At 33.5% G+C, this 16,306-nt stretch carries 16 protein-coding genes; 6 read left to right on the top strand and 10 right to left on the bottom strand.

All coding sequences use genetic code 11. The features are described 5' to 3' along the window. Positions 1-49: 49 nt before the first annotated feature. Positions 50-385, bottom strand: a complete 336-nt coding sequence (locus QMA06_RS12960; RefSeq protein ID WP_290207293.1) for a tRNA-binding protein — start codon at positions 383-385, stop codon at positions 50-52. Between the two features lie 71 nt (positions 386-456). Here QMA06_RS12960 and QMA06_RS12955 point away from each other — a divergent pair, with 71 nt between their 5' ends. The 3 genes from QMA06_RS12955 to rplS all read left to right on the top strand — a co-directional run bounded on the left by QMA06_RS12955 (position 457) and on the right by rplS (position 2,507). Further along, positions 457-1,011 (top strand): thioredoxin family protein, encoded by a 555-nt coding sequence (locus tag QMA06_RS12955; RefSeq protein WP_290207292.1) that lies wholly within the window; start codon positions 457-459, stop codon positions 1,009-1,011. Positions 1,012-1,206: 195 nt separating this feature from the next. After that, positions 1,207-1,884, top strand: a complete 678-nt coding sequence (gene trmD, locus QMA06_RS12950; RefSeq protein WP_290207291.1) for a tRNA (guanosine(37)-N1)-methyltransferase TrmD — start codon at positions 1,207-1,209, stop codon at positions 1,882-1,884. 272 nt (positions 1,885-2,156) lie between these two features. Beyond that, positions 2,157-2,507, top strand: coding sequence for a 50S ribosomal protein L19 (rplS, locus tag QMA06_RS12945; protein ID WP_290207290.1), 351 nt, complete (start codon positions 2,157-2,159; stop codon positions 2,505-2,507). Between the two features lie 845 nt (positions 2,508-3,352). Here rplS and QMA06_RS12940 read toward each other — a convergent pair. From QMA06_RS12940 to QMA06_RS12910, 7 genes are all read right to left on the bottom strand, one after another. Next, positions 3,353-4,204, bottom strand: coding sequence for a mechanosensitive ion channel family protein (locus QMA06_RS12940; protein WP_290207289.1), 852 nt, complete (start codon positions 4,202-4,204; stop codon positions 3,353-3,355). Between the two features lie 84 nt (positions 4,205-4,288). Further along, complete coding sequence (locus tag QMA06_RS12935; RefSeq protein WP_290207288.1) at positions 4,289-5,602, bottom strand: DEAD/DEAH box helicase; 1,314 nt, start codon at positions 5,600-5,602, stop codon at positions 4,289-4,291. 154 nt (positions 5,603-5,756) lie between these two features. After that, positions 5,757-6,278, bottom strand: a complete 522-nt coding sequence (locus QMA06_RS12930) for a hypothetical protein (protein ID WP_290207287.1) — start codon at positions 6,276-6,278, stop codon at positions 5,757-5,759. 193 nt (positions 6,279-6,471) lie between these two features. Then, positions 6,472-8,223: a hypothetical protein gene (locus QMA06_RS12925; RefSeq protein WP_290207286.1), complete on the bottom strand. Its 1,752-nt coding sequence runs from the start codon at positions 8,221-8,223 to the stop codon at positions 6,472-6,474. 225 nt (positions 8,224-8,448) lie between these two features. Then, the gene (locus QMA06_RS12920; protein ID WP_318036605.1) at positions 8,449-8,724 is read right to left on the bottom strand and encodes a cold-shock protein; all 276 of its coding nucleotides are present in this window, start codon (positions 8,722-8,724) and stop codon (positions 8,449-8,451) included. Positions 8,725-8,790: 66 nt separating this feature from the next. After that, a complete protein-coding gene (locus tag QMA06_RS12915) occupies positions 8,791-11,286 on the bottom strand; it encodes an ABC transporter permease (protein ID WP_290207474.1) in 2,496 nt (831 codons plus the stop codon). A gap of 50 nt (positions 11,287-11,336) precedes the next feature. Next, complete coding sequence (locus QMA06_RS12910; protein ID WP_290207285.1) at positions 11,337-12,026, bottom strand: ABC transporter ATP-binding protein; 690 nt, start codon at positions 12,024-12,026, stop codon at positions 11,337-11,339. Positions 12,027-12,052: 26 nt separating this feature from the next. Between QMA06_RS12910 and QMA06_RS12905 the strand changes: the two genes are divergently transcribed. From QMA06_RS12905 to QMA06_RS12895, 3 genes are read left to right on the top strand one after another with little or no spacing between them, the layout of a single operon-like run. Continuing rightward, positions 12,053-12,799 (top strand): arylesterase, encoded by a 747-nt coding sequence (locus tag QMA06_RS12905; RefSeq protein WP_290207284.1) that lies wholly within the window; start codon positions 12,053-12,055, stop codon positions 12,797-12,799. A gap of 16 nt (positions 12,800-12,815) precedes the next feature. Further along, complete coding sequence (locus QMA06_RS12900) at positions 12,816-13,385, top strand: Crp/Fnr family transcriptional regulator (protein WP_290207283.1); 570 nt, start codon at positions 12,816-12,818, stop codon at positions 13,383-13,385. Positions 13,386-13,443: 58 nt separating this feature from the next. Continuing rightward, a complete protein-coding gene (locus QMA06_RS12895; protein ID WP_290207282.1) occupies positions 13,444-14,184 on the top strand; it encodes an acyl-CoA desaturase in 741 nt (246 codons plus the stop codon). 265 nt (positions 14,185-14,449) lie between these two features. Here the strand turns inward: QMA06_RS12895 and QMA06_RS12890 are convergent, their stop codons facing one another. Both QMA06_RS12890 and QMA06_RS12885 read right to left on the bottom strand, forming a co-directional pair. Beyond that, a complete protein-coding gene (locus QMA06_RS12890; RefSeq protein WP_290207281.1) occupies positions 14,450-15,379 on the bottom strand; it encodes a mechanosensitive ion channel family protein in 930 nt (309 codons plus the stop codon). Between the two features lie 86 nt (positions 15,380-15,465). Beyond that, positions 15,466-16,224, bottom strand: coding sequence for an outer membrane lipoprotein-sorting protein (locus tag QMA06_RS12885; protein WP_290207280.1), 759 nt, complete (start codon positions 16,222-16,224; stop codon positions 15,466-15,468). Between the last annotated feature and the right edge of the window lie 82 nt (positions 16,225-16,306).

Here is a 16,306-nt window from a genome sequence, read left to right as displayed (position 1 = left end):
AAGCTGGTATATGACACATCATTTTATATAAAAGTTTCAAAGATTCTGTTTAGGAAACTATAGTTCCATTTTTAACTTTAGTTTCAGGATGCAATAAAACTACATCATTTGCTTTTACAGCACCAACAACCAAACATTCGCTCATAAAATTAGCTATTTGCTTTTTTGGAAAGTTTATCACAGCTACAATTTGACGGTGTAACAGATCGTTCTTTTGATACAGCGTTGTAATTTGTGCGGATGATTTTCTAATACCTAAATCACCAAAATCAATGGTCAGTTGATATGCTGGCCGATGCGCTTTAGGAAAATCCTTAATGTCAATAATGGTTCCAATTCGTAAATCTACCTTGGTAAAGTCTTCAAATGTTATTATCTTTTCCATATTTTTTTCTCACGACAGTGGGAATCTTATAATTGATTAGTAAAATTCTAAAATTAATAAATTTAACTCCAATGGCTCGTAAAGAATCTAATATGTTACCTCTCGGCACACAAGCTCCTGACTTTAAGCTAATCGATACCGTAGATAATAGAAAAAAAACTCTGAAAGAACTAAAAGGTACTACTGCAACTTTAGTAATGTTTATATGTAATCATTGTCCATTTGTAATTCATGTTAGTTCAGAATTATCCCAATTAGCAAAAGATTATGTCTCAAAAGGTATTAATTGTATTGCTATTTCAAGCAACGATGTTGACAATTATCCACAAGATCGTCCAGAATTAATGAAGAAAACTGCCATTGATAACGAATATATTTTTCCATATTTATATGATCAAACTCAAGAAGTCGCCAAAGCGTACGATGCAGCGTGCACTCCAGATTTCTTTTTATTCGATAAAAATTTAGAATTAGTCTACACCGGACAATTAGACGATTCCAGACCAGGAAACGACATCCCTGTAACAGGAAAAGATATCAGAACTGCGATGGATGCTTTAATTAATAATAAGTCCGTTAATCCAAACCAAAAGCCCAGTGTTGGTTGTGGTATTAAATGGAAGTAAATAGGGATTCCTTATTTATATTATAGTAGATTTAAAATCCATTGCTTGTAGCAGAGGTATTTGAAAAAATATTCTCGTGGAATTTATAAAAGATTCAGCAATGTTTAATTCATATTGCATTAAAAACTACCATTAAATTCCAGTTCCAAAATCAGCACAATAAATCCTATCTTTGCAACCAATTTTTAAGACATCATGCGCATAGATATCATTACCGTACTACCTGAACTTTTAAAAAGTCCGTTTGAAGCCTCAATTCTAAAACGTGCTATAGAAGCTAATTTAGTAGAAGTTCACTTTCATAATTTAAGGGACTTTGCAACAGGAGGCTACAAATCTGTTGATGACACACAATTTGGTGGAGGCGCAGGCATGGTAATGAGTATTGCCCCCATTGATAAATGTATTTCTAAATTACAAAACGAGCGCAACTACGACGAGATTATTTATATGACACCAGATGGAGAGCAACTCAACCAAAGTATTGCTAATCAAACTTCTTTAAAAGAAAATATCATTATTCTTTGTGGACATTATAAAGGGGTCGATCAACGAGTTCGTGATAAATTCATAACTAGAGAAATATCGATTGGAGATTACGTACTATCGGGAGGCGAATTAGGAGCTGCCGTTTTGTGCGATGCTGTGATTCGCTTAATACCTGGTGTACTAGGCAATGAAACCTCTGCCCTAACCGATTCTTTTCAAGACGGATTATTAGCACCACCGATTTATACCAAACCCAGAGAGTACGACGGCATGAAGGTTCCAGAAGTACTATTCAGCGGTAACTTTGCTAAGATTGAAAAATGGAGAGAAGATGAAGCCTACAAAAGGACTAAGGCGAGACGACCCGATCTTTTAGAGGATTAAATCGATATACAGTTCTAGTGGTTATATTCCGAATTCCATAAAGTGGAAGTTTCTATAGTCAAGACCATTGAAGCTTAATCTTTCTATTTCGTATAAAATGACATATAAAACATTAGCTCCAACCAGATACTGTGAGTGAGACAAAAGGTTAATTTTTTTTGTCAATACATTGCGTATAAGCAAAAAAGCACTACTTTTGCAAACCAATTTAGACCAACCTCTGGCGAGAATCGTGAATGTTGCTTTGAATCAACTATTATAAATAAAAGAAAATGAATTCTTTAGTAAAATTTGTACAAGACGAATTTGTAACCCGTAAAGACTTTCCTGAATTTGGTGCTGGTGATACTATCACAGTTTACTATGAAATTAGAGAAGGTGAAAAAGTACGTACCCAGTTTTTTAGAGGGGTTGTATTACAACGTAAAGGAAGTGGATCTTCTGAAACCTTTACTATCCGTAAAATGTCAGGAACAATTGGTGTAGAACGTATCTTCCCAGTTAACTTACCTGCTTTACAAAAAGTAGAAGTTAACAAACGTGGTAAAGTACGTAGAGCTAGAATTTTCTACTTTAGAGGTCTTACTGGTAAAAAAGCAAGAATTAAAGAAGTTAGAAGATAATTCCAACTTATATAATACCTTTAAAAGCCTTCTTAATAAGAAGGCTTTTTTGGTTGTAAACAATTGTTAATAACTACCGTTTATAATTTGTTGATATCTAAAATGTTAAATCTATAGATATACTTAAAATAATTATGTAATTTAGCTAGACAATTAACAACAAACTTTGTTTGGTTTTGAAATTTGTTTCAAATTAGTGTTAAATTGTTATTAAAGATTCGTTCTTTATATATTGAGGTTGTTTTTTGAGATTGTATAGCAGCTTGTGAAAGCAAGTGTTTGTGAAACAGTCATGAAGCTTTAATTCTGTAGCATGCTTTTGTAGGTTACATTAATAAAGTGGAAAGCTTCGAAGAAGTAGTGGAATCGAAAGTGAACATGAATAAGTACAAGCAATGTTTTAAACCTATTTTTTCGTTAATTCGGAAATTAATAGACAAAACATCAAGAAAAATAGACCTAAGAAGCAAAGTAATATCAGGTCAATACATTTTGAAAGATATGAAATGTTTCGATTTTGAAATAGAAACGCTTGAATCGAAATACTGTTGACTTACGTCAATCAGTCGAGTTAGTTTAAGCTATGTAGATCACGCTAGTACTGTTTCAATGAAAGCCATGTCAGCACAGATTTTTCTGAGTGATATGGCTTTTTTGTTTTAATAAAATGGCTACGCTCCCACTCCGGCATTCTTTCCTATTCCATAACCTATTTTGAAAAGATATCTCAAGACAAAAAAAGGTCGCCATCTTTTTTATTTCTGTATAGGTAAGCTTTAATTTTCTCATCTATGGAAAAAAAGTCTAAGACGTATATAATACCTAAAGATTTTAAATTTTAAAATCTATGTTTTCTTAGAAGTTTTGTTTATTGCGTTCACATGGACATCCAATTGTGGAAAAGCAATAATAATATTATTTTCATCAAATTTCTTTACAATATTACGTCTAATATCACTTTTTATAGAACCGATTCCGAATGTGTTTTTACTAAAAAATAATAATTGAAAATCTAATGAAGATGCCCCAAATCCCATGAGTCTACCTTGCGTTAATTCTCGATCATAAACATCTGGATGCTCAAAGGCGCTTTCTTCTAAAACACGAATTACCTTATCTACGTCGCTACCATAAGCAACACCAACATCGATTCTAAAACGGGTTTTATCATTCTGATGGCTCCAGTTGATTACTTTACTTGTTGTTATTAAAGAATTCGGGATAATAATTGAAATATCATCGGTGTTAAGTCCTTTGGAAGTTCTGATACCAATGGATTGTATTTTAACGACATTACCGTCGATTTCTAATACATCATTGATTTTAATAGACCGTTCGGTGAGCAAAATTATACCCGAAATTACATCATTAAACGTTTGTTGTAAACCTAAACCAATCCCAACTAAAAGTGCTGCCGAACCAGCGAGCAAAAGTGTAACTTTAATTCCAATGGTTTCTAGTACTAATCCAAAAGTAATTACCCATACAAGATAACGTAACATCTGGAACACGGCCTGAATATTGCCTCTTTGATGTTCATTTACTTCAGAGTGTCTAAAAAGCATTCTTTTAATAATCCACAATAATATTATGGCGATAATAATAATCAACGAAATTTTTACAATCATACTGACTCTAAACGCATAATCACCCATTGTAAAAATTACATAATCTAATACGTTTTGAAATGATTTCATAACTAAATAAAAATAGCCTTTAGTAAATATAATGTTTATTTAAATGTACTTTATTAATTAAAAAGGAATTAGCAACATGATAAATTATATCGTAAATATTCTGACTTTCTTCTTTTTCAATCTCACATTATTCAGCGCGTCAGCTAAACCATCGGCAATACTCTGTGGTACTGCAACGAAAGCACAATCTTGTTTCAATTCAATTACTCCCAATTGATCTCTGTTTAATTTTCCCTGTTTAAAAAATAGTCCTGCGATATCACCTTTAGAAATTTTATCTTTTCGACCTCCAGATATAAATATTGTGGTCCAAAATGGTGGTTTAATTTCACCAGATTTAGATACTGTTAGGATTTTAGAATTTTCTATAAACTCAGGAAGTATTTCTTTATCATCTTTAATTAGATAGGCGGTACCTTTGGCATCAACTCTCGCAGTTCTACCATTTCTGTGAGTGTATTCTTGATTGGCTATTGGGATGTCGTAATGAATAATGTAACTCATCTCTGGAATATCTATACCTCGAGCCGCTAAATCACTTGCCACTAAAAATGAAACGCTGCCATTTCTTAATTTTATTAATGCACGTTCTCGATCTCGTTGTTCCATGTCTCCATGAAAACAAGCATGTGCAATTTTTCGTTTGTCCAAAAACCGACTTAAATCTTCTAAACGCTCCTTTTTATTACAAAATATTATACCAGACTCATTACCTAAATAATATAACAAATCCACTAAGGTATTATGCTTTTTTGCCGATGGAGATATTACCGTTTTAATCGCCAATTTCGTACTATTCTTATCGTTTAGAAAATTTAAGGTTTTAGCACCATTCATTTTTAAATAGGCAGGAATCGATGTACCTTCCGTAGCTGATGTTAAAATTCGTTTGTTTACGTTAGCTAAATAGCTCATTATAAATTTCATTTCACCACTGGCACCAACTTCAATCGAAATATCGAACTCATCAATTACTAAGGTTTTTATAAATTTAGTAGTAAAACGCGCTTGTTCAAAATGATCTGCTAATCGTCCCGGGGTTCCGATTAAAATAGCTGGAGTGTGTTTCAATTCTATTTTATCTTTAGAAATAGCTCTGCCTCCATAAATAGCATTAGCTTTATAACCAGACCCCATTTCCCTAACCACAGTTTCTATTTGAATCGCTAATTCTCTTGATGGTACAATTATTAAAGCCTGAACCTCTTCACATTCTGGATCTAATCTTTCTAGTAATGGCAATAGAAACGCTAACGTTTTTCCTGTTCCTGTTGGAGATAAAAGAATTGTTTTTTCATTATTATCAATCACCTCCAATGCCTGAACTTGCATAGCATTGAGAGCATAAATATTTAATTTTTCGAGAATTTCTTGTTGTTCCTTAATATTATTTGCCATTACAATTTCTTTTCTTTTTCAACTTATTGCAAATGTAGGAATACCATTCTTAGCAATTCAAAAAAAACAACGACATGTATTAATGCATATCTCAAAATAAAAGCAACATCTGTAATAGATGTTGCTTTAATGTTGGTTAATTTAAATGTTAGGATTAACGTGTAATCAGCTTCATTTTATTTCCTTTTTTCAGTTTTATATTATATGTAGATTTTACTTCACCATTCTTCGAGTACATAATGGTACAATTACTCTTGGCAAAGGACCATCCCGGATATTCGTTAGCCAATGCTTTTGTAAGACTATAAGGAAGTCTCACGTTCTCATAATATTCCTCAGAACTAATAATTATTCCATTATAATCGTAAACTGCATTAATGATATTTGCGTTATCTTTAAATACAACATCATAAGTAATCGTTTTGTTTTTACTATACACAACATCATTTTTAATGTCGTAATCCGCTGCAATTTTTTGTAATTTCTTAATATTTAAAGCTAAATTCTGAGCGTCTAGGTTACTACTGTATAAATACTTAGCATTATTGATTTCAGAAGTTTTTACCGATTTGGCAGTTAAGTTGTCAACGTTGGCAGTTACCATGGCTAAATCATTTTGTGCGCAGATAAGGTTGGTTAGTCCTAATATACATAAACCAAGAATACATTTTTTCATGAGTGATACAATTTTATGAGTTATACTTATTATGATTTTTACAGGTTGTAATTAATAGGATATTAGGACATGACTAAGGTACAAGACATGCCTCTTATTACCATGAAATTGGAATAGACTGTCAATGAACAAGCCATAGACAATTGATAGACAAACAATTAAAACACAATACAACTAATTGTATTGCAACTAGTTACATGTTGTATATAAAAAAATCTAAATCTATATCTTCTGATAAGTTTAGTTTTTTTCTCAAACGATATCGACTCGTATTAAGTGAAGCTAAAGTGATATTTTGAAGAGTAGCAATACTTCGACTTTCAATTTTTAAACGAATTAATGAGCAAAGTCTAATCTCATTTTTACTCAAATTAGGATAGCTATTAGTAAGCTTACTATAAAACGCATCACTTAGTTTATCTAAGCGATTAAAAAAATCTTGCGTATCACTATCTACGTTGACCTTGTTAGCAATAGCCAAATCTAATTCTTGTAGTAAAGATTCGCGATCTTTAGGCGATGCTTGTTTTATAGCCTCTAATTTATCCGCTAATTCCATTGCCCAATCCTGATCTTGTGTCAATTTTATAGCAAAATCAGACAAATCTCGCTCTTTAGATTTAATTTCTGAATTAAGTTGCTCAACCTTGAGTGCCGAATTCTCCAACCTTTGTTCTGCCAACAACTGCTTGTTTTTGGCATTAATTAAATGCTGACGACGATTAATAATTAGAGCAACTAATAAAATGATAAAAATTGAAGATAACAAGCCACTAAACCACAATTTGTTTCTCTGACTTCTAATCTTATTCTCTTTTTGAATACGCTCTAATTTAAAATTAAGTGCAATTCTATCTATAGTAACGTCATTAAGTTCTTCTTGCCATTTTTTATCGATATTATTGGCTATTTGCTGAAGACTATCTGATAAGTGTCTAATTTCTTCAGATGTATGGTAGGCTTCTTCTATACGGTCTAATTTTTTGTATAATGATTCTTTAACATTTAAAAACTCTAATTTAGAACCAGTTTCTAAATCATTAATTTGACTTTGAAAATGGACAATTTTTTCTAAGTCATTGAATACCCGTTGTGCTTCCTCTAAATCATTTAAATTTATATTTGTAGTCACCAATTGTGTACCTGCACTTATTAAACGTGGAATATCTTTTACCAAGGATATTTCATTTACAGCAATCTTAAAGAATTCAAAATTAGCACTATATAAAAAATGTGCCTCTGAATAATTCTGCTGATCAAACTTTATATCAGCTATATTATCTCTAATACTACCTATCAAAGTATGTTTACTAAATTGTTCCTGAACAATAGCATAAGCTTTATTGAAAACATATAAAGCAGAATCTAACTCTTTTTTGTGCCAGTATAAGAACAAACCATAATTATTAATAGCCGATGGATAATAGATATAGCCTCTATTTTTTGTAAACTTGATGTTTTCCTTATGCTCTTTAGCAGCACTATCTAGAATACCAAGTTTTGCATAACTTTCTGCTAGCATACTACGTGCATAGGTTTGCATTTCTATATAGCCTTTTATTTCCGCAGGTGCAAGACGGCTTTCGTTTTTTTGATAATAATTAAAAAAATCCCGGTAAGAATTTATGGATTCTTTCGGAAACCCTACTTCCCTAAACCAGTTGCCTGAATGTAAGTAGCTGTCCAAGATAAAACTATGATGACCTTTAAATGATTTTAATAAGTCTAGACGCTGAAAATGTAGGGATAAATAAGTTTGTAATTGAGATTCTGAAAAGGAAGCTCGTCTAAAGGTTTTTATATCATCTTCCGGAAATGAAGCCGAAATAGAGTCACTTAATCGCATAAATTGCGTAAAAGCTCCCTCACTAGTATGCGCATTATTTTGAGCACATAATCTGGTAACTATTATGCTTATAAAAAATATAACTAAATAGTGCTTCAATACCAATATAAAAAAATTTAAGATATCATTAAAAGTACTTATTTTTTTTTAAAGATATTGTTGATGTTGTTAATCCATTTTTTTATTCTTTGTTTTAGATTACTTGAATCTAATAAACTTAATTCCAATTAGGTAACCTTCATAAGGATACTTAATAACATAAATATAAGCCACAAAAAAACCATCAATTCTGATGGTTTAAATTCAATAATTTTTTTAAAAGCTCTATTTTTTAATTACGCGCACATTGGTAGCAATCGGACCTTTATCACTTTGCTCTATGTTGAATGAAACACGATTTTTATCTCTAATTTTATCTACTAGATTTGATTTATGTACAAAGATTTCTTCGTCTGAATCTTTAAGAGTTATAAATCCAAATCCTTTTTTGAAATTAAAAAATTTCACGGTTCCTTCTTTAGTTCCGTTAGCTTTATCGGACTTGAATAATTTATTTAATAAATTTTTAAACATTGGTTTTGTATTAATGACTTTGGTCAAAATTTTTAATTGCTGTGCAAATATAATAAAATCAATAGGCGAATCTTAATATTTTTGACTAATACATTAGCCTTCTCGTCTTAGAACCTCTAATGGCGAACTTCGAAGAACGCTTTGAATGTTGCTTAAGCCAATTCCTAAAACTAGCAATGTAATACCAGGTAAAAATATTATAAACGGAATTAAAGACGGTACAAATGGCTCTTGAAATACAAATAGCGCTAAACAAAAACTACTGACTAAAGCAAGTAAAATACCGACCAAACTACCAATTAAACCTAATAACACATACTCAAAAGCTGTAATCTGTAAAATCTGTTTGTTCTTTGCCCCTAGCGTTCTGAGTAAAACACTTTCTTTAATCCGTTGGTATTTGCTAGTTCTTACTGAACCAATTAACACTATAATACCTGTGAGAATACTAAAGAACGCCATAAAATTAATCACCCATGAGACCTTATCTAAAATATCTTCTATAATGGTGTAAACTTGTCGTAAGTCGAGAATAGAAACATTAGGAAACTTCGCAACCAATTCTTGTTGCAAATCCGCAGAACTTTGAGCATTTGGAACCGCAGTAGAAAACACACTAAACTGAGGTGCATCTTCTAAAACCCCTTTAGGAAAGACTACTGTAAAGTTTAGTTGAACCCTTCCCCAATCCACTTTTCGAATACTACCAACCGTAGTTTCCATAAGAACACCTTGCACATTAAAAACCACTGTATCACCAACTCCTAATTTAGCAGAATCAGCAAGATTGTCTGAAATAGAAATGACGACAGGATCACCTGGCTGTAATTGCGGCACCCATTCGCCATCTTGTATCTCTTCTGATCCAATCAATGAATCACGATAAGTGGTTCTAAATTCATGATTGAGAACCCATCGACGCACTTGACTTGTAGAATCTTGACGCAAATCATTTACCAACTGATCATTTAAGCGATGCATTCGCATGGTCACCAGCGGAATATTATCGAGAACGCTCAAGCCTTTAGCTTCAATAGTTTCTTTAAGGGCTTGACGTTGCTCGCTTTGTACATCTAAAATAATCATATTGGCATTCCCCGTCATTTGTCCGACTTCGGTTTTTGACAATAAAATATCTTTGGTAAAATATAAAGTACTGATTAAAAATGTTCCTAAACCAATGGCAACAATCAATACTACGGTCTGGTTGTTTGGACGGAATAAATTCAACAAACTCTGACGCAACGTAAAACTCCAGCCTGTGGGGTAAAATTTCCGTATACCTTTTATACATAGTAAAGCAATACCTGCTAAAATACTAAAGGTTATAAATGTGGCTCCCACGAAATAGAAGGCATAAAAAATATCTTTAAGCAACCAAAATGAAAACAACAATAGAAAAACTAAAATAGCCGAGAATACCATCAACCGTATTTTTCTTGGCTCTTGTGCTGCTTTTTCATCGACCCGAAGGACTTCCAGAGGAGAGACATACCAAGTTCTAAGTAACGGTAAAAGTGCAAACAATACCGACATAAACAATCCAAGAAAAACCCCTATTAAAATTGGCTGTATTGAGATACTAACAATAACATTAAATGGTAAAAAGTCTTGCAGCAGATAAGGAAATAACTCTTGAACGCCAATACCTATCAGCGCACCTATCAAGCCTCCCACAATTCCAATTCCCGCAATTTGAATCAGAAAAATTAGAAAACTTTGCATTCTGGAGGCACCCATGCATTTTAAAACAGCGATGGCCTTCAACTTTTCCTTAATATATATATGAACAGAACTCGCAATCCCAATACAACCCAGCAATAAAGCGATAAAAGCGGCTAAATTTAAGAACTTTCCAACATTATCATAACGTCTTCCTAAACGGCTACTCGTGCTGGTGTGGGTATCTAAGTCTGCACTTTCAGCCTCTAAAATAGGATTCATTTTGGCTTCAAAACGTTCCAAATCTAAGGTATCTGGAGCCTTATAAAAATATTGATATTCTTTTCGACTTCCAAATTGTAACAATTCAGTAGCATCAATAAATTCATGGGGAATTAAAACCGTAGGTACCACAGAAGTTGAAATAGCTGTACTTCCAGGAATGGCTTTTAGTGCTCCTGCAATTGGCAAGGTTAACTCCCCAACTTTAATGGAATCGCCGGGCTCTATATTAAACTGCAGTAAAAGTGTAGCATCAACCAATGCTCCACCTAACTCTTGGTAAGTCGTTGCAGCTGATTCCGGTTGGGTATCAATAGTGCCGTAAAAAGGAAAACCACCTTCCATACCACGCACCTTAACTAATTTAGTACCTCCGTTTTTAGGAAACGCAATCATAGATACAAAATTGACCTCAGAAGCATCTGGTTTTAAAGAATCTATTATTGCTTGGGCGCGTTCGGTCGGAACTTTTCTGGAGTCAATGATATAATCTGCACCCATTAGGGCTTTGGATTGCAGTTGTATGTTATCTTTAAGGTTGGTACTAAACAATTGAATGGAAACCACGGCCGCAATCCCTAAAATGATTGAAGCCATAAATAACAATAGTCGTACTTTACTCGCTTTGGCATCTCTCCATGCCATTTTAAATAGCCAGATTGTATTTAGATTCATATTGGTAAGCTAAATGGAATTTATAGTACTGCCGTACGTTCGTTGGTTAGAATTTTACCGCCTTTTAGTCGAAGAATTTGCTGTGTGCGATTGGCCAAATCCAGATCGTGGGAAATTATAACCAAAGTCGTTCCGGCCTCTTTGTTTAAGTCAAATAATAATTTAATCACTTTTTCACCAGTTTCCTCATCCAAGTTTCCTGTTGGTTCATCGGCAAACAAAATAGAAGGCGCATTAGCAAAGGCTCTTGCTAAGGCCACACGTTGCTGTTCTCCACCTGAAAGCTGCGACGGATAATGATGAAAACGATCCGCTAGGCCCACTTTTTCCAATAAGTCCATACTTGTTTTAACCGCGTTCTTATTTGCTTGTAATTCCAAAGGGACACTAACATTTTCAAGTGCTGTAAGTGTTGGTAATAATTGGAAATTCTGAAAAATAAAACCCACTTCTTTATTTCGCAACTGGGCGCGTTGATCTTCATTTAACTTGCATAAGTCCTGTCCACATAATTCTATCGTTCCTGAATTAGGCTCGTCCAGTCCAGCGCACAATCCTAATAAAGTTGTTTTGCCACTTCCTGATGGGCCAATGATAGAAAACGTCTGCCCTTTATCTACATCAAATGTAATGTTTTCTAAAACCGTTAATTGTTTGTTACCGCTGGAATATGTCTTTTCCAACCCAGTTATCTTTAATATCTTTGGCATATAAATTTCTAATTTAGATACAACTTATGTCGAAGGCTCAAAATAAACAAATCAAGTTAAATCTACCAATCTCATCAACGCATAAACTCCTAAAGTTTTGTTATTTTATTATGGCCGTTTTACTTTGCGCTTGTGGCAATAATACATCTGAAAAATCGACTCAAGAAACATCAATTACGGATCAAAATGAAATGTCTGTAGATGAAGCCAATGACAGTAAAACTATTTTATGTTTTGGGGACAGTATCACTGCTGGCTATGGGTTGGACGATAGTGAAGATGCTTTTCCAGGTCTAATACAACAAAAAATTGATTCACTCGATCTAAATTATACTGTAGTCAACTCGGGCGTAAGTGGTGAAACCACAGCTGGGGGTAAAAGCCGAATTGCTTGGGTTTTAAACCAACCAATTTCAATTTTCTTATTAGAACTTGGTGCAAATGACGGTTTGCGAGGAGTGCCTTTATCTGAAACACGAGATAATTTGCAGGCCATTATTGATAAAGTGCAACGAAAAAGCCCAGAAACCACCATTATACTGGCCGGAATGGAATTACCTCCCAATATGGGCCAAGATTATACGTCGGAATTCAGAGCCATGTACTCCCAACTAGCAGAAAAGAATGACGTCGAATTTATACCCTTTATATTAAAAGATGTTGGAGGTATTGCCGAACTGAATCAAGGTGATGGAATTCATCCCACAGTTGAAGGTCACAAAATTGTGGCTAATACCGTTTGGAAAACTTTGGAATCACTGATTTCACTATAAATTTAAGACTTAACTCGTGGAACAAATAAAAGCCTATTTAGATCAGATAGCAACCATTTCGCAAGAAGACTGGGATTATTTTACGTCCAAATTGCAGCGGCGTGAAATTAAAAAGAAAGCTATTTTTTTAGAGCTCAATGCCATAGAAAACCATATCTCCTTCATAGAATCTGGCGCAGTACGCTTGTTTATACCTAAAGACAATCCTGATAAGGAAATTACATTTGGTTTTAGTTTTAAAAATGAATTTATAAGTGCTTATGATTCCTTCTTAACACAGCAACCATCAGCCTATCAATTACAAGCGCTCACCGATACAACGCTTTTAAGTATCACATATAACGATTTGCAACTGGTTTATAACCATACTCATATTGGAAATCTTATTGGTAGATTAACTGCAGAACGCCTTTTTATTTTAAAATCTAAACGCGAACAAAATTTATTAAATCTCACAGCGGAAGAACGGTATATTAAGCTCTTTAAAGATCGTCCTGAAGTTCTAAAGGATATTCCTTTAAAATACATTGGTTCTTATATTGGTGTAACCGCGCAAGCATTAAGCCGAATTAGAAAACGGATTTAATTGATTTAGGTTCATTGTTTGGCACGTATTATGCACTTAACTTTGCAAACAAAAAGTTATGGCCATAATTATTTTTGTCTTGATACTTTGGTATGGAGGCTTATTTTTTCAATCATTTTTTTTGCATCGCTATGCGGCACATCAAGTTTTCACCATGTCTAAGACAATGGAACGTATTACTTTTGTGTTAACATGGATTTTTCAAGGATCTAGTTATTTGAGTGCCTATGGCTACGGAATTATGCATCGTATGCACCATGCTTACACAGATACCGAAAAAGATCCGCACTCTCCTTCTTACGATGATAATGTTTTTGCTATGATGTGGAAAACAAAAACTATTTATCAAGACATTAATCTACAACGTATTGAAGTCGATCAACGTTTTACTAAAAATGTGCCGCAATGGAAAAGTTTTGATCGTTTTGCAAGTTCCCGTTTTTCAAGAGTGCTATGGATTTCGTTATATGTTTTATTCTTTGCGTTTTTCGCTACAGCTTGGTGGCAATGGCTATTATTACCTATAACTTTTTTAATGGCCCCGATTCACGGTGTTATTATTAATTGGTTTGGTCATATTTATGGGTATGTGAATTTTAAGATGAAAAATACGAGTAAGAATTTATTTCGTTTCGACTTTTTAATGATGGGCGAAGGCTATCACAATAATCATCATAAACACGCCAGCAGAGCAAATTTTGGAGTTAAGTGGTATGAAATTGATGTTACTTACGTTATTATTAAGGTTTTAGATACGTTTGGCATTATTAAGTTAAAGCCAATAAGGGTGAAAAAATAAAAACTCATGGATTTTGAGTAAGCTCGTTATGCGATTAATTATTTTTAAAGCAATCCTTTAAACTAAACAATTGCAAGGTTTAACTCAAAGTTTATCAATGATATGGAAAGCAATTTCTCCCAACGGTAATAGTTTCGATAACTCATAAAACATTAGTCAATTTGGAAGTTAACAATCTAGTTTCTGCAGAATGAGACTATAAATTAATTCGTATACTCGCCCAATTTATAATAGATTTGTAATAGAACCAAAAGGCAACAAAACATTACCCCTCTTTTTCGATTCTATCAATATTACCAGGATCCTGAATCATACGTAAAGGAATATCTTTTTCATTGCCATACAATTTGAGTTCTTGGATGTCAGCAGGCAGATTAATACCTTCGTCTTCAAGCTGTTGCTTCACTTCCCGGATTAAATTACCTCTTACAACAATGGCAGATTTTTTATAGTCTAAAGTGTTGACCCAAAAATAAACTTTTAAGTTGACAGTACTTGTGGCCAATTCATCTTCAAAGACAAAATTTTCATGATCTTTGTCATGTACGATGTATTCATTCTCATTTAGAATACTTTGAATAATGTGTTTCGCCCTATCAATATCGTCTTCATATCCAATACCAACTACGAAATCATTTCTAAAAAATCCATCGGCAGTGTAATTTTCAACAGGCTTAGTAAGCACATCACTATTGGGAACATAAATATCCCTTCCATCGAAAGTTTTTAAGTGCATGTATCTAAAATTCAGAGCTTTAACCTTTCCAAACAAATCTGATACTTTAATGGTGTCATCGATGCTAAATGGTCTATTAAAAGCCAAAATAATACCTGCTAAAAAGTTCTTTCCAATATCTTGAAATGCAAAACCCAATACGATGGCTGCGCCTCCAGCTGCCGTTAAAATACCCGTGGCAACTCCGCTCAATCCAGCAACCTGTAGTGCTATTAAAATAGCAATTACTGTTAATACCAATTTAATAGATTGCGCTAAAAATTTCGCCATTAACGGATCTTCAGCTTTCTTTAAAATACGTTTTTTGTAAATATTAGTAAGCAATGTTGCAATCAACACTCCGACAATTATCACTAGAATCCCAAGGGCTATTCTTGGTAAAATTTCAAGAAAAGCGTTGTAATAATCATGAATAGATTCTGTAACAGTTTCTGCTGCGGTTTGTTGAATAGCTGACATATATGTTGATTTTAATTGAATGCGTAAGTAAGCTTAAATTCTTAGTATGGTTTAACCCAATACCTATAAATACGAACGCAATTAACTTAAGATTTTCGCAAAGATCCTTTTGTAAAAATATGCGCTGCTATCTCAGCATTGAATTCTATGGATTTCACAATAAAATCTGTTCCTTTTCCTGATTTTAGCATGTCTTTATAATTCATCTTTTTTGGATACCAACGTCCATCGATTTTAGTGATATTGCTCATAATGGTTTCCTTTAGCAACTGACCACTCTTAGCAAATAACTCTTCCTTTAGTGGCACAAACCGTTCTGTATCCACCCAAATCATACGCTTGTGGTAAGACGCGTCATTTACCTTAGCAATGAGCTCTAATTTCCAGGTATTACGACCATCAATTTCTTCTTCCGAAACAATTTCTGCATTATAAATATCGGTCAGCTCCCTATCTTCCATCATATCTTCATAAGACAAATCTGAACCCATTACAGATTGCCGCAACATGTGTCCTGATAATTGAATACTTCTATCCGTTGATGGTGAATAAATCCATAATCTATCATCTAATTTTAACATTTTAGTACCTTCTTCTCGTGCTGGTGCTAAATATTCCGTATACGAATCATGCTTTCCTCTAATATAAGTTTTTGAGGTTATGGTTCTACTATTCCGCTTGCCATGGATGACCATATCAGATTCTGTTATTTGGGTATCTGAACTCATATTGTCATCAACTTTTTCTATGATTTCCTTAGCAGTAAGCTTTTGACTAATTTTAGTTAATTGTACCACAAAACTGGTGCATAGTAATAGTGTAAAAATGTGTGTGAATTTTATCATTGTTCTTCCTTTTGAAATTAAAAACACCCCTAATGAGCTTCGTTCGGTAGTTTCAAAACAAAATATTCTTTGTTTCTCACTA

Source organism: Winogradskyella bathintestinalis, from assembly GCF_030407435.1.
GTDB lineage: Bacteria > Bacteroidota > Bacteroidia > Flavobacteriales > Flavobacteriaceae > Winogradskyella > Winogradskyella bathintestinalis.
The sequence above is the reverse complement of the archived record's forward strand: the minus strand, read 5'-3'. Positions and strand labels throughout refer to the sequence as shown.

Bases quoted from the DNA above. Each gene is read 5' to 3' on its own strand.
- QMA06_RS12940 (WP_290207289.1), bottom strand. From the start codon at position 4,204: ATGAAATCATTTCAAAACGTATTAGATTATGTAATTTTTACAATGGGT.
- QMA06_RS12895 (WP_290207282.1), top strand. From the start codon at position 13,444: ATGGCCATAATTATTTTTGTCTTGATACTTTGGTATGGAGGCTTATTT.
- QMA06_RS12960 (WP_290207293.1), bottom strand. From the start codon at position 385: ATGGAAAAGATAATAACATTTGAAGACTTTACCAAGGTAGATTTACGA.
- QMA06_RS12910 (WP_290207285.1), bottom strand. From the start codon at position 12,026: ATGCCAAAGATATTAAAGATAACTGGGTTGGAAAAGACATATTCCAGC.
- rplS (WP_290207290.1), top strand. From the start codon at position 2,157: ATGAATTCTTTAGTAAAATTTGTACAAGACGAATTTGTAACCCGTAAA.
- trmD (WP_290207291.1), top strand. From the start codon at position 1,207: ATGCGCATAGATATCATTACCGTACTACCTGAACTTTTAAAAAGTCCG.
- QMA06_RS12935 (WP_290207288.1), bottom strand. From the start codon at position 5,602: ATGGCAAATAATATTAAGGAACAACAAGAAATTCTCGAAAAATTAAAT.
- QMA06_RS12890 (WP_290207281.1), bottom strand. From the start codon at position 15,379: ATGTCAGCTATTCAACAAACCGCAGCAGAAACTGTTACAGAATCTATT.
- QMA06_RS12905 (WP_290207284.1), top strand. From the start codon at position 12,053: ATGTCGAAGGCTCAAAATAAACAAATCAAGTTAAATCTACCAATCTCA.
- QMA06_RS12915 (WP_290207474.1), bottom strand. From the start codon at position 11,286: ATGGCATGGAGAGATGCCAAAGCGAGTAAAGTACGACTATTGTTATTT.
- QMA06_RS12885 (WP_290207280.1), bottom strand. From the start codon at position 16,224: ATGATAAAATTCACACACATTTTTACACTATTACTATGCACCAGTTTT.
- QMA06_RS12955 (WP_290207292.1), top strand. From the start codon at position 457: ATGGCTCGTAAAGAATCTAATATGTTACCTCTCGGCACACAAGCTCCT.
- QMA06_RS12930 (WP_290207287.1), bottom strand. From the start codon at position 6,278: ATGAAAAAATGTATTCTTGGTTTATGTATATTAGGACTAACCAACCTT.